Annotated in this window: 12 protein-coding genes; 7 read left to right on the forward strand and 5 right to left on the reverse strand. The window is 72.3% G+C overall.

The features are described from left to right. Window positions 1-1,365: xanthine dehydrogenase family protein molybdopterin-binding subunit (locus ACFPZN_RS54620; RefSeq protein ID WP_378293064.1), on the reverse strand; the 1,365-nt coding region annotated here is incomplete at its 3' end. A 358-nt stretch (window positions 1,366-1,723) separates the two neighbouring features. On the opposite strand from ACFPZN_RS54620, the gene ACFPZN_RS54625 reads away from it, so the two are divergent. The 4 genes from ACFPZN_RS54625 (at window position 1,724) to ACFPZN_RS54640 (ending at window position 5,121) form a co-directional block, all read left to right on the forward strand. Continuing rightward, window positions 1,724-2,341, forward strand: coding sequence for a TetR/AcrR family transcriptional regulator (locus ACFPZN_RS54625; protein WP_378293066.1), 618 nt, complete (start codon window positions 1,724-1,726; stop codon window positions 2,339-2,341). Between the two features lie 102 nt (window positions 2,342-2,443). After that, window positions 2,444-3,865 carry an aldehyde dehydrogenase family protein gene (locus ACFPZN_RS54630; protein ID WP_378293068.1) on the forward strand — a complete coding sequence of 474 codons (1,422 nt, stop codon included), beginning with the start codon at window positions 2,444-2,446 and terminating at the stop codon, window positions 3,863-3,865. Between the two features lie 15 nt (window positions 3,866-3,880). Beyond that, the gene (locus tag ACFPZN_RS54635; protein ID WP_378293070.1) at window positions 3,881-4,270 is read left to right on the forward strand and encodes a carboxymuconolactone decarboxylase family protein; all 390 of its coding nucleotides are present in this window, start codon (window positions 3,881-3,883) and stop codon (window positions 4,268-4,270) included. After that, on the forward strand, window positions 4,267-5,121 hold the full coding sequence (locus ACFPZN_RS54640) for an NAD(P)-dependent oxidoreductase (RefSeq protein WP_378293072.1): 855 nt from the start codon (window positions 4,267-4,269) through the stop codon (window positions 5,119-5,121). The genes ACFPZN_RS54635 and ACFPZN_RS54640 overlap by 4 nt, the downstream gene beginning before the upstream one ends. Before the next feature lie 48 nt (window positions 5,122-5,169). Here the strand turns inward: ACFPZN_RS54640 and ACFPZN_RS54645 are convergent, their stop codons facing one another. Beyond that, window positions 5,170-5,625, reverse strand: a complete 456-nt coding sequence (locus ACFPZN_RS54645) for a MarR family winged helix-turn-helix transcriptional regulator (protein WP_378293074.1) — start codon at window positions 5,623-5,625, stop codon at window positions 5,170-5,172. Between the two features lie 156 nt (window positions 5,626-5,781). On the opposite strand from ACFPZN_RS54645, the gene ACFPZN_RS54650 reads away from it, so the two are divergent. Further along, the gene (locus tag ACFPZN_RS54650; RefSeq protein ID WP_378293076.1) at window positions 5,782-7,227 is read left to right on the forward strand and encodes an MFS transporter; all 1,446 of its coding nucleotides are present in this window, start codon (window positions 5,782-5,784) and stop codon (window positions 7,225-7,227) included. Between the two features lie 303 nt (window positions 7,228-7,530). On the opposite strand, the gene ACFPZN_RS54655 is transcribed toward ACFPZN_RS54650, so the two are convergent. Continuing rightward, window positions 7,531-7,722, reverse strand: coding sequence for a ferredoxin (locus ACFPZN_RS54655; RefSeq protein WP_378293078.1), 192 nt, complete (start codon window positions 7,720-7,722; stop codon window positions 7,531-7,533). Between the two features lie 25 nt (window positions 7,723-7,747). Beyond that, complete coding sequence (locus ACFPZN_RS54660; protein ID WP_378293080.1) at window positions 7,748-8,608, reverse strand: mycofactocin-coupled SDR family oxidoreductase; 861 nt, start codon at window positions 8,606-8,608, stop codon at window positions 7,748-7,750. 508 nt (window positions 8,609-9,116) lie between these two features. On the opposite strand from ACFPZN_RS54660, the gene ACFPZN_RS54665 reads away from it, so the two are divergent. Then, a complete protein-coding gene (locus tag ACFPZN_RS54665; RefSeq protein WP_378293082.1) occupies window positions 9,117-9,935 on the forward strand; it encodes an NAD(P)-dependent oxidoreductase in 819 nt (272 codons plus the stop codon). Window positions 9,936-10,118: 183 nt separating this feature from the next. Continuing rightward, on the forward strand, window positions 10,119-10,784 hold the full coding sequence (locus tag ACFPZN_RS54670) for a TetR/AcrR family transcriptional regulator (RefSeq protein WP_378293084.1): 666 nt from the start codon (window positions 10,119-10,121) through the stop codon (window positions 10,782-10,784). A gap of 58 nt (window positions 10,785-10,842) precedes the next feature. On the opposite strand, the gene ACFPZN_RS54675 is transcribed toward ACFPZN_RS54670, so the two are convergent. Beyond that, entirely contained in the window at window positions 10,843-11,523 is a 681-nt protein-coding gene (locus tag ACFPZN_RS54675) for a TetR/AcrR family transcriptional regulator (RefSeq protein WP_378293086.1), read from the reverse strand. Between the last annotated feature and the right edge of the window lie 273 nt (window positions 11,524-11,796).

An 11,796-nucleotide genomic window follows, 5' to 3' on the forward strand; every position in this document is an offset into this window, starting at 1 on the left:
GACACCCAGATACCGGCCCTGCGCCCGCGCCAGCTCCTGCTCACGCCGGAACGCCTCGTAATCCAGCATCTTCAACGCCTGCTCGAACGTCTCCGACGGCGTGATATCGCTGTACGGCATCCCGTTCGGATTGGTGAAGGGAAGCTCGTCGCGGCGCAGCAGGTTCCGGCGCCGCAGTTCGGCCGGGTCGATGCCCATCCGGCGCGCGGCGATGTCCAGGAGCACCTCGCGCGTCACCGACTCGAACTGCCAGGGGCCCCGGTAGGCCGTGCGGCCGGCGGTGTTGGAGAACACCGACGTGGCGGAGAACCCGCTCCGCGGGACCCGGTAGGGGCCGGGGAAGAGCATGCCCACGACGGTGGCCGTTCCGACGGGGTACGGCACCGGGTAGGCGCCCACGTCCTGGACGTAGTCGATCGTCGCGGCCAGGATCGCGCCCTCGGAGTCGAAGGCGATCCGCGCGTCGGCGTGCTCGTGCCGGGCCTTGCCGGCCGACATCAGGTTCTCCCGCCGGTCCTCGATCCACTTCAACGGACCCGGCACCTTCAACGCCGCGAGCATGACGCACATGTCCTCGCGCAGTGGCATGACCTTCTGGCCGAAACCGCCGCCGGTGTCGCGCATCACCACCCGCACCCGGTGCTCGGGCAGCCCCAGCAGCCGGGAGCAGAACAGGCGCACCTCGTGCGGCGACTGAGTCGCCGTCCAGATCGTCAGCTCGCGCTCGGTGGCCGACCACTCCGCCACCATCCCGCGCGTCTCGATGGGCACAGCGGCGTGGGCCTGCTGGTACAGGGTCTCGCGTACCACCAGCGCGGCCTCGTCGAAGACGGGTGCGAGTTGCTTGGGGGGAGTCCCGGTGCGCCGGCCCGCGACGTTGCGCGGGTAGCCCTCGTGCACCAGTTCCTCGGAATCCTGCGCGGTGACGTAGTCGACGACCGGAGTCAGCGGGTCGTAGTCGACCACCACCAGCTCCGCCGCGTCCTCGGCCAGATACCGGTCATCGGCCACCACCAGCGCCACCGGATCGCCGACGAAACGCACCTCACCCTCGGCCATCGGAGGCCGCGGCGTGTCCGGAACGTCCTTGCCGATCAGCGTGTACCACGCCTCGTGCACACCCGGATGGAGATCCTCCGCCGTGAACACCGCATGCACACCCTCCAGCGCCAACGCCTCAGAGGCATCCACACCGGTGATCCGGCCACGCGCCAGCGGACTGCGCACAAAACACGCGTGCAACATCCCCGGCCGCACCACATCGTCCACATACGTGCCATGACCGGTCAGCAACCGCGGATCCTCCACCCGCGGCACACGCGTCCCGACATAACGAGCCGCGGCCGCCTGCACGCCCTCACTCACCGGCCCACCGGTCCCGGTCCTGGCATCGGGTGGCTCCTCTTCCCGGCGATGCTGAACAGTCGACAAGCATTAGTGAGTATTTACTTAACATGCAGGCCAGGTGAGGTCAAGGTCACACTGCCGCGGCGCTCAGCCGGTCCGGTCGTGCACGGCGGCGACCTCCTCGGGCCGTCCCGTGCGGCCGAGAGGGGTCCGCTTCACGCGACCCCGGCTCGAGAGCTGACGAGAACTGTGCTCTTTCGCACTGAGAAATAACTTCTCACGGTACCGATGGCGCCGCAATGGGCAGGTGCCGGCGTCGCTACCATGTTCGGGAGTTCCCGCTGGTGGGAGCCGGAGAACTGGGAGTGGGACGGACATGGCATCGCCGCGGAGAATCGGGTCACCCGAGGCCAAGAACCGGACGGTTCTGCTGGACGCGGCGGAGCGGCTGATGCTGGAGGAGGGGTACGCCGCGGTCAGCTCGCGGCGCGTCGCCGAGAAGGCCGGCCTGAAGCCCCAGCTCGTCCACTACTACTTCCGGACGATGGACGAGCTGTTCCTGGAGATGTTCCGGCGCCGCGCGGAGGAGGGGCTGCGGCGGCAGGCGCAGGCCCTGGCCTCCTCCCAGCCGCTGCGGGCGCTGTGGGAGTACAGCACCGATTCGGCGGGCACGGCGTTCACGATGGAGTTCGCCGCCCTCGCCAACCACCGCAAGGAACTGCGGGCCCAGATGGCGCGGTACGCCGAGCAGTTCCGCCGCGAGCAGGTCGAGGGGCTGTCGGAGGTGCTGGGGCGCTACGGGATCGACACCCGCGAGTTCCCGCCCCTGGTCCTCATGGTGGTCATGACGAGCCTGTCCCGGGTGCTGGTCATGGAGGACGCGCTCGGTCTCGCCGAGGGGCACGAGGAGACCGAGGCGTTCGTCGAGCGCTGGCTCGGGCGGCTCGAGGGCGAGTCGGTGCCGCGCGACCAGGAGGGCCGGCGGCCCGTCTGACCGCCCTCCCGGCACCCCGGGACTTCCCGAGCGGTTTCCGGTCCATTAGAGTCCGGATTGCAATAGTGAGAAGCTTATTCTCATCCGTGAGAGGGAGTGTCGATGCCGGTTCGCCATGAGCACTGGATCGGCGGCAAGGCGGTCGAGCCCGCGACCGGCGGGTACCTGCCCACACTGGATCCGGCGACCCGGCGGCCCGGCGACGAGATCGCCGCGGGCTCCGCGGCCGACGTCGACGCCGCCGTCGCGGCCGCGGCGTCGGCCCAGCCGGACTGGGCGCGGCGTTCCGGTGCGGAACGGTCCGAAACGCTCCACCGGGTGGCCGACGCGATCGAGTCCGGAGCCGCCGAGCTGATGGAGGCGGAGCGGGCGTGCACGGGGAAGGTCCCGGCGCAGCTCCGCGTGGAGGCCGACATGTCGGCCGCCTATTTCCGCTACTACGCGGGCGTCCTGCGCGCCCACCACGGGCGCGTGATCGACCAGGGCGCCGGCCACCACACCTACACCCGGCTCGAGCCGTACGGCGTCGTCGCCGCGATCACCCCCTGGAACCTGCCGCTGAACCAGGCGTGCCGCGCCCTGGCCCCCGCGCTCGCCGCGGGCAACGCCGTGGTGGCCAAGCCCTCCGAGCTGACCTCCGTCTCGACGCTGCACCTGGCGCGGCTGACCCGCGAGGCGGGCCTTCCCGACGGCCTGCTGAACGTGGTGACGGGCACCGGTCCCGACGTCGGCACGCCGCTGGCGGCCCATCCGGGGGTCCGGCGCATCGCGTTCACCGGCTCGGTCCCCACCGGGCGCCACCTGGCCGGGATCGCGGCCGGCCGGCTCGTGCCCCTCACCCTCGAACTCGGCGGCAAGTCGCCGATCGTGGTGTTCGCCGACGCGCGGCTCGACCGGGCGGTCGCCGCGGCCGTCCAGGCGGTGGCGATGAACGCCGGCCAGGTGTGCTCGGCCACCACCCGGCTGCTGGTCGAGGCCCCGGTGCACGACCAGGTGGTCGCGGCCGTGGTGGAGGCGGTCGAGCGGCTCGAACCGGGCGTCGACTTCGGGCCGATCATCACCGAGGCGCAGTACCGCAAGGTGCTGGACCACTTCGCCGAGGCCCGGTCCGCGGGCCTGGAGCCCGCGACCGGCGGCGCCGCCTACGACAGCGGGCCCGCCGCGCAGGGGCAGTACGTGCGCCCGACCGTCTACGCCGGGGTGTCGCCCGGCGCGCGGATCGCGCGCGAGGAGGTCTTCGGGCCCGTCCTGGTCACGATGCCGTTCACCGATGAGGACGAGGCGCTCGCCCTCGCCAACGACACCGAGTACGGCCTGGTGGCCGCCGTCTGGAGCGGGGACGCGAGCCGCGGCCTGCGCCTGGCCGAGCGGATCGACGCGGGCCAGGTGGCGGTGAACGGGGGAGCCCTCGGCATCGAGACGCCGTTCGGCGGGTTCAAGTCGAGCGGCTACGGGCGGGAGAAGGGCGTCGAGGCCCTCCACGAGTACGCCCAGATCAAGTCCGTCAGCCTGTCCCTCCACTGAGCCCCGGGAGACCCCATGGAAGAGACCGACCCGTTGCGCGCCGCGCGCGAGATGCGCCGTGCGGTGCTCGGCGACGCCTACGTCGACGGCGTGACCGCCGACCCCGACCAGGCCGGCCGCGATTTCCAGGACTTCATCACCGCGATGGCCTGGGGCGCGTGGGCCCGGGGCGGGCCGCTCACCCCGCGCGACCGGAGCCTGCTGGTGATGGCGATGACGGCGGCGCTGGGACGGATGGAGGAGTTCCGCCTGCACGCGAGCAGCTCCCACCGGGCCGGCGTCACCGACGCGGAGGTCGACGAGCTGCTGTTCCAGATCGCCGCCTACGCCGGGGCGCCCGCCGGGGTCTCGGCCAAGCGGACGATCAAGGCCGTGCGCGAGGCGCGCGAGGAGGCCCGGCGATGACGGTGGTCGGCTTCGTGGGCCTGGGCAACATGGGCGGCGCGCTGGCGGCGAACCTGGTCGGCGCGGGGTTCGAGGTGGTCGCCTACGACGCCGCGGGCCCGGAGCGCACGCCCGAGGGCGCCGTCTCCGCCGCGGGCGTGGCGCAGGTGGCCGCGAAGGCGGACGCCGTCGTGCTCAGCCTGCCGGACGGCGCCGTCTCCGCGCAGGTCGCGGGCGAGATCGCCGCGGCGGCCGGGCGGCGCACCGCGCAGGTCGTCGACACCTCCACGATCGGGCCGCGCGCCGCGCAGGACATCGCCAGGACGCTCGCGGACGGCGGCGTCGGCTACGTCGACGCGCCGGTGTCGGGCGGCCCGGCCGGGGCGCGCGCCCGCACCCTCGTGGTGATGTACGCGGGCTCCGACGACGCCTGCGCGCAGGTGGAGCCCGTCCTCGCGGGGCTGAGCGACCGCCGCCACCGGGTCGGCGACCGGCCCGGGGCCGCCCAGGCGCTGAAGCTGGCCAACAACTTCCTGTCGGCGACCGCGCTGGCCGCCACCAGCGAGGCGATCGCGTTCGGCGTGGCGGCCGGGCTCGACATGGGCACGATGCTGGAGGTGCTGAACGGGGCCAGCGGCCAGAGCGCCGCCAGCCGGGACAAGTTCCCCGAGCACGTGCTCACCGGCCGCTACGCCTCCGGCTTCACCAACGCGCTCATGACCAAGGACGTGCGGCTCTACCTGGAGGCCGTTCGCGAGCAGGCCGGTCCCGCGTCGATCGGGTCGGTGACGACCTCGGTGTGGGAGAGGTTCACCGAGGCCGAGCCCGGCGCCGACTTCACGCGCATCTTCCCCTTCGTCGAAGGCGGCTGACCGCGAGCGCCCGCCGTCCCGGTCCGGGCTCCGGGCCGGGCGGCGGGCTCAGGTACGGGGCCAGGGGCGCCCGGCGAGGCGTTCGACGTCGGTGTTGAAGCGCCTGAGCTGGTCGGCGAAGGCGGAGATCTCCTCCGGTGTCCAGTCGGCCAGGACCTTCCGCAGGCCCTGGAGGTTCTGGTTGCGCTCGTACTCCAGCCGGCGCATGCCCTCGTCGGTGATGCGGAACTTGCGGGCGATGCCGCCCTCCGGGTCGGGGATGCGCTCGACCAGCCCGGCCCGCAGCATGGCGGAGGTCTGCCGGTTGAGGGTGGAGGCGTCCAGGCCGAACGCCTCGCTGAGCTGGCCGATGGACATGGGCCCGTCGAGCAGGATGCGGCTGAGGAGAAGGTAGGCGCTGCGGTCCAGATGGCGGTCGCCGTGGATCGCGCGGACCACGCTCATGTCGCGGTGCCGCCCGATGAGCATGGTCTCGTACTCGACCCGTCGCGTGGGATCGTCCATGTCAGGCCCCCTCCCGGATCTCCTGCGTCCGGTGCCCGGCTCCGCATTCGTTAACAGTAGGTCTATCACAGTTGATATGTATGACACATATTGTGTGTATGATGCATATCTAGTCTGGGGCGTCTTGTGCTCTTACCTCGATAAAAGGGGGATTTCGTGGGGGATTCCACCTCCACCGAGCGGGCCGGCGGCATCGTCGGCGTGCTGGCGGTGGCCGGTATCGTCGCCTCGCTCATGCAGACCCTGGTGGTGCCGCTGATCGGCGAACTGCCGCGGCTGCTGCACTCCACCGCCTCCAACACCTCCTGGGTGGTGACGGCCACGCTCCTGGCCGCGGCGGTCGCCATGCCGGTGATCGGACGGCTCGGCGACCTGTACGGAAAGCGCCGCGTGCTGCTGGCCTGCACGGTGCCGCTCATCACCGGATCGGTGATCTGCGCCGTGGCCGGCTCGGTCCTCCCGATGATCATCGGCCGCGGGCTGCAGGGCGTGGGCATGGCCCTGATCCCCCTCGGGGTGAGCGTGCTGCGCGACCTGCTGCCGCCCGAGCGGCTCGGCTCGGCCATCGCGCTGATGAGCTCGTCGATGGGGATCGGCGGGGCGCTCGGCCTGCCGGTCGCCGCGGCCGTCGCCGAGTACGCCGACTGGCGGATGCTGTTCTGGGGCTCGACCGCGCTGGCCGTCCTGGTGGCGGTGCTGATCTGGCGCCTGGTGCCGGCCACGCCCGCCCGCGCCGAGGGCCGGTTCGACGTCGCCGGCGCGATCGGCCTGGGCACCGTGCTGGTGTGCCTGCTGCTGGCGGTCTCCAAGGGCGCCGACTGGGGCTGGACGAGCGGGACCACCCTCGGGCTGCTCGCGGCCGCGCTGGTGATCGTGCCGGCCTGGGGCTGGTGGGAGCTGCGCACCGGCGACCCGCTGGTCGACCTGCGGGTCACCGCCCGGCCCCAGGTGCTGCTGACCAACGCGGCCTCCATCGTCGTCGGGTTCGCCATGTACGGCCAGGCGCTGATCATTCCGCAGCTGCTGCAGCTGCCCGCGGCCACCGGTTTCGGCCTCGGCCAGTCGATGCTGGCCACCGGGCTGTGGATGGCCCCGGGCGGCCTCATGATGATGGTGACCTCGCCGCTGGGCGCGCGGCTGTCGGCCGCCCGCGGCCCCAAGGTCACGCTGTTCACCGGCAGCCTGGTCATCGCGCTCGGGTACGCCTCGTCCATGCTCCTGCTGGGCTCCACCTGGGGACTGCTGACCGTCACCTGCATCTGCAGCGTCGGCGTGGGACTGGCCTACGGATCGATGCCCGCCCTGATCATGGGCGCGGTGCCCAAGTCGGAGACCGCCTCGGCCAACAGCTTCAACACCCTGATGCGCTCCATCGGCACGTCGGTGTCGGCCGCGGTGGTCGGCGTCGTGCTGGCGCAGATGACCGTGCGGCTGGGCGCCCACACCCTGCCGTCCGAGGCCGGCTTCCGCACCGGGCTCCTGATGGGCTGCGGCGGGGCGCTGCTGGCCGCGGCGATCACCCTGGCCATCCCGGCACGCCGGGCCGCGCCCCCGGCCCTGGAGGCGGCGCCCGCCGAGAAGGCCGCCGCCGCGGTGGGCTGACGCGCCGCCGCCGTCGACGAGAGAAGGGCCGCCCGCTTCGCCGAAAGCGGGCGGCCCTCCTCGGCTCCGGTCCCGTTCCGGCCGATCACGGGGGCGGGCCCGCGATCGGCCGGAACGGACGATCCCGCCGGTGACGCTCGCCTCAGGCGTCCGCCTCACCGGCCGGGTGAACGCGCTCGCGTCGGCTCAGGACGCCGCCTCGCCGACGACCGGTGGGACGTGACCGGCCCGGCCGGCCGCCGCTCGCCGAGCCCGGTCCGAGCCTGGGACCGGGGGTGGACGTCCCAGGTCGCCGGCGTGCGCTCAGGAGATCGAGATCGCCCGTTCGGGGCACGAGCTGACGGCCTCGGCGACCTTGGCCTCCTGGTCGGCGGGCACGTCCTCCCGCACGGGGGAGGAGTGGCCGTCGATGTCGCTGAGCTCGAAGCTCTCGGGGGCGATCATGGCGCAGAGCGTGTGGCCCTGGCAGCGCTCCGAGTCGACCTGCACCTTCACGTGATGTCCTTTCGGGTGTTGGGGATCAGACGTGGTAGTCGTGCCACTTCAGATAGCCGCCGGCGTCGACGCGCATCTGCATTCCGGTCACGAAGCGGGAGTCGTCCGAGGCCAGGTACAGGACGGTCTCGCTGACCTCCCGCGGCTCGATGTGCGGGACGGGCATGGCCTGCTGCACGTAGAAGGCGGGCTCGGCGTCCTCGCGGGTGGGGTTCTCCAGGTCCGGGCGGAACGACCGGTACATCGGCTCGCTCTGCAGCATCGGCGTGTTGCAGTTCGTCGGGTGCACGACGTTGGCCCGGATCTTCAGCGGCGCGAGGTTGATGGCCAGCTCGTGGACGTAGGCCGACAGCGCGCGCTTGGTGTAGGCGTACCCGGCGCCGCCGGGGTTGGAGCCCGGGGTCTGCACGATGCCGTGGTTCATCAGCGCCGCGGCCGAGCCGGTCGCGATGATCGAGGCGCCCTCGCCCAGGTGCGGGATGGCGGCCTGGATCGCGTTGATCGTCCCGATCAGGTTGACGTCGACGACGTCCGACCACGCCTGCAGCGGCGGCTCGCCGCGCAGCGGCGCGATGCCCGCCTGCGCCACCACGATGTCGAGCCGGCCCAGCTCGGCCACGCCGCGCTCCAGCGCGTCGCGCAGCTGGGCGGCGTCGCGCACGTCGGCCTGCACCGCGACGATGCGCCGCCCGAGCTCCTCGACCAGGCGGACGGTCTCCTTCAGGTCGTCCGGGCCGGACATCTTGTAGCCGACGGTCTCGAAGTCCTTGCAGATGTCGACCGCGATGATGTCGGCGCCCTCTTCGGCCAGCCGCACGGCGTGGCTGCGGCCCTGGCCGCGCCCCGCTCCCGTGACGAACGCGACCTTCCCCTCGACACGTCCCATGTTCACTGTCCTTCCTCGTGTGGTCTGCCGCCCGACCTGCGTCGCCGGAGCGGGTGACGGCCGTCGGCCGGTTCGGGTCCGCTCCGTACGCGACCCTTCCGGTGTGCTGCGGGGGGCGTGATCATTGGATCGCCGTCGGTGAAAGCGCGTCTGGAAGGCCGTTCCGGCGGTGGGAGCGGAAGGCCTCGGAGGCCCGGTTCGGCGGTGGTCGACCGGGGCCGCGCCGCCGGGCGGCGTCCCCGGTCCCCGGAGGTCCGGCCGCGGCGCGGGTCGCATCGCCGACCTGGGCCATCACCTCCTCGAGCGACTCAGGTCACAGAAGATCGTACGCACACCCAGTCTGTTAGGCAATGATTCAGTTTCGATGAATGCAATTCAAGACTTATGAACTACGATTCAGTCCCGAAGGAGCGTCCATGAGCGGAGCGAACATGACCGAGCAAGCCGAGGCGCGCGGCGCCGCCGCCCTCGCCGCCCCGATCGCCGCGATCCCGGGGGAGGTCCTCTGATGCGGGTGGGGTTCATCGGGCTCGGCAGCCAGGGCGCCCCCATGGCGCACCGGATCATCGACGCGGGCCACCCGACGACGCTGTGGGCGCGCCGGCCCGCCACGCTGGAGCCGTTCGGCGGCAAGCCCGCGGAGGTGGCCGCCTCCCCGGCCGAGCTGGCCGCCGGCAGCGACCTGGTCTGCCTCTGCGTCGTCGGCGACGCCGACGTGGAGGAGGTCGTCACCGGCGAGAACGGCGTGCTGGCCGGGCTCGCTAAGGGCGGCGTGATCGCGGTGCACAGCACCGTCCACCCCGACACGTGCCGCCGGCTGGCGGCGACCGCGGCCGAGCGCGGCGTCTCGCTGATCGACGCGCCGGTGAGCGGCGGCGGCCCGGCCGCCTCCGAGGGCCGCCTGCTGGTGATGGTGGGCGGGGACGCCGACGTCGTCGAGCGCTGCCGCCCGGTGTTCGCCAGCTACGGCGACCCCGTGGTGCACCTGGGCGACCTGGGGTCCGGGCAGGTCACCAAGCTGCTGAACAACCTGCTCTTCACGGCCCATCTGGGCACCGCGTCCAGCCTGCTGGAGCTGGGCCGCGGGCTCGGCGTCGAGGCCTCCCGGCTCGCCGAGGTGCTCTCCCACGGCAGCGGCGCGAGCTTCGCGCTGACCAGGGTCGCCGCCGCGGGCGCGACGCTCGACGCGATGGCCGGCCACGCCGGGCCGCTGCTCCAGAAGGACGTCCGGCTGGTGGCCGACCTCGCCGGCTCGGCGGGCGCCGCCACGGGCGTGGTGCTGGACGCCGCGGACGCCGCCCTGGACCGGATGGGCCACCAGCGCTAGCCCCGCACGCGTTCGGAAGGAGCGCGGCCCGTACGGCCGTTCTGGCGGCGCCGAACGGCCGTCCGGGCGGCCACGCGGGTCCGAGTCAGCATCGTTCTCCTCCGGGGGAATATCATTTTCACGAACGGGTGGCCGGGCGGCGGAGGGCCGACCGGCCCGTCTACCGAGCGTGAGGATTGCCGCATGCCTTCCGATAAGGGTGCCGAGGGCCGCCGGGCGGGGCGGACGCTCGCCGACCGGGCGGTCCGCCGCCGGGTCGCCGCGGTGGAGGAGGTCGCGGAGTCCGACGTCCGGGCGCTCATGGACGCCGGGCTGGCGCTGATGGTCGAGGGCAACGGCCGGCGCGGCCCCCGGGTCGCCGACATCGTGGCCGCGGCCGGGCTGTCCAACGACTCCTTCTACCGCTACTTCGCCAGCAAGGACGAGCTGGTGGAGGCGATCGTCGACCAGGGCGCGCGCACCGTGGTCAGCTACGTCCGGCACCGGATCGCCGGCGCCGGCGACCCCGAGGGGCAGCTGCGCGCCGGTGTCGAGGCCGTGATGAAGCAGGCGACCGACGCCGGGCTGGCCAGCAAGACCCGAGCCGTGCTGAGCAACTCCACCGGACTGTCGCCGGGCGAGCCGCACGCCTCGGTCGTGCTCGTGGAGTCGCTGGCGGAGCTGTTCACCGCCCCCGCGGCCGCGCTGGGAGCCGAGGACCCGCAGCACGCCGCGCGGACCGTGGCCGGCGCGTCGGTCAACGCCATGCAGTTCTACCTCTTCAAGGCGCAGGTTCCCGCCGACGCCGACATCGACCGCCTGGTCACGTTCCTGCTCGCGGGGGTGAGGGCGCGGACGGGCGCCGCCTGAGGGGTCCGCCCGGTGCCGTCCCGCGGGCCCGCGGGACGGCACCGTCATGTTCCGGGGCCTACTTCTTGCGGGCCGGGCGGGACTTGGCGGGACGGTCGGAGATGCCGCCGATGCAGAACCGCCACACCTCTTCGGCCGTGACGGGCGTGGTGTGGCCGGCGATCGCGGCGCCGTTGGCCTGGGCGGTGAACATGGTGGTCTGCATGACGAGCGCGGCCAGGCGGCGCGGCCTGTCCGAGGAGATCGTGCCCTCCTTGGCCGCGTCCTCGATGAGCTCGGTGAAGAGCGTGAGCAGCGGGACGTGCGCGGCCGTCACCTCGGCGGGGTGCTTGACCAGGAGTTGCAGCGCGAAGTCGTTGAACAGCGGACGCTGGACGTCCGGATCGGGGCGCGAGGACTCGTACAGCATCTCCACCGCGACCTTGAGGCGCTGGATCGGCTCGGGCTCGGCGGCGGCCGCCTCCCGGATCCGGGCCGCCGAGGTGGCGAGCGCGTCCTCGAACAGCGCGAGCAGGAGCTCGTGCTTGCCGTCGAAGTGCTGGTAGAAGCTGCGCAGGGACTGTTCCGAACGGTCGACGATCTCCTGGACGGTGAAGTCGGTCGTTCCCTTCTCGGCGATGAGTTCCTGCGCCGTGTCCAGGAAGCGCTGCACGCGCTGCTCGGCGCGCTGTCTGACGGCACGGATGGATCGCTCGACGGCGCGCTGGCGCCAGGCGGGTCCTTCGGAGACGTCGGTCACGGACAGAACGTTATTCCATTTCTCGGTAGGGACGCGCGACGCCCGGGGAGGTGCCCGCCGCGCCTGGCGGAATCGCTGCTTGCATCTTTGAGACTGGTACTACCCTAGAATGAGAATGATACTATCGCATCTCTCTGCGGTGCGTCTTTGTGGAGGTCGCCGGTGGATGTCGAGTTCGATGAGGATCAGCGGCTGTTGCAGCAGATGGTCCGGGAGACGGTGGCCAAGTCGCGGTCGTTGCCGGAGGATCGGTTGTGGGCGCAGTACCGGGAG

This window comes from Actinomadura rugatobispora (assembly GCF_042656285.1).
GTDB classification, from domain to species: domain Bacteria; phylum Actinomycetota; class Actinomycetes; order Streptosporangiales; family Streptosporangiaceae; genus Spirillospora; species Spirillospora rugatobispora.

Bases quoted from the DNA above. Each gene is read 5' to 3' on its own strand.
- ACFPZN_RS54625 (WP_378293066.1), top strand. From the start codon at position 1,724: ATGGCATCGCCGCGGAGAATCGGGTCACCCGAGGCCAAGAACCGGACG.
- ACFPZN_RS54630 (WP_378293068.1), top strand. From the start codon at position 2,444: ATGCCGGTTCGCCATGAGCACTGGATCGGCGGCAAGGCGGTCGAGCCC.
- ACFPZN_RS54635 (WP_378293070.1), top strand. From the start codon at position 3,881: ATGGAAGAGACCGACCCGTTGCGCGCCGCGCGCGAGATGCGCCGTGCG.
- ACFPZN_RS54640 (WP_378293072.1), top strand. From the start codon at position 4,267: ATGACGGTGGTCGGCTTCGTGGGCCTGGGCAACATGGGCGGCGCGCTG.
- ACFPZN_RS54645 (WP_378293074.1), bottom strand. From the start codon at position 5,625: ATGGACGATCCCACGCGACGGGTCGAGTACGAGACCATGCTCATCGGG.
- ACFPZN_RS54660 (WP_378293080.1), bottom strand. From the start codon at position 8,608: ATGGGACGTGTCGAGGGGAAGGTCGCGTTCGTCACGGGAGCGGGGCGC.
- ACFPZN_RS54665 (WP_378293082.1), top strand. From the start codon at position 9,117: ATGCGGGTGGGGTTCATCGGGCTCGGCAGCCAGGGCGCCCCCATGGCG.
- ACFPZN_RS54670 (WP_378293084.1), top strand. From the start codon at position 10,119: ATGCCTTCCGATAAGGGTGCCGAGGGCCGCCGGGCGGGGCGGACGCTC.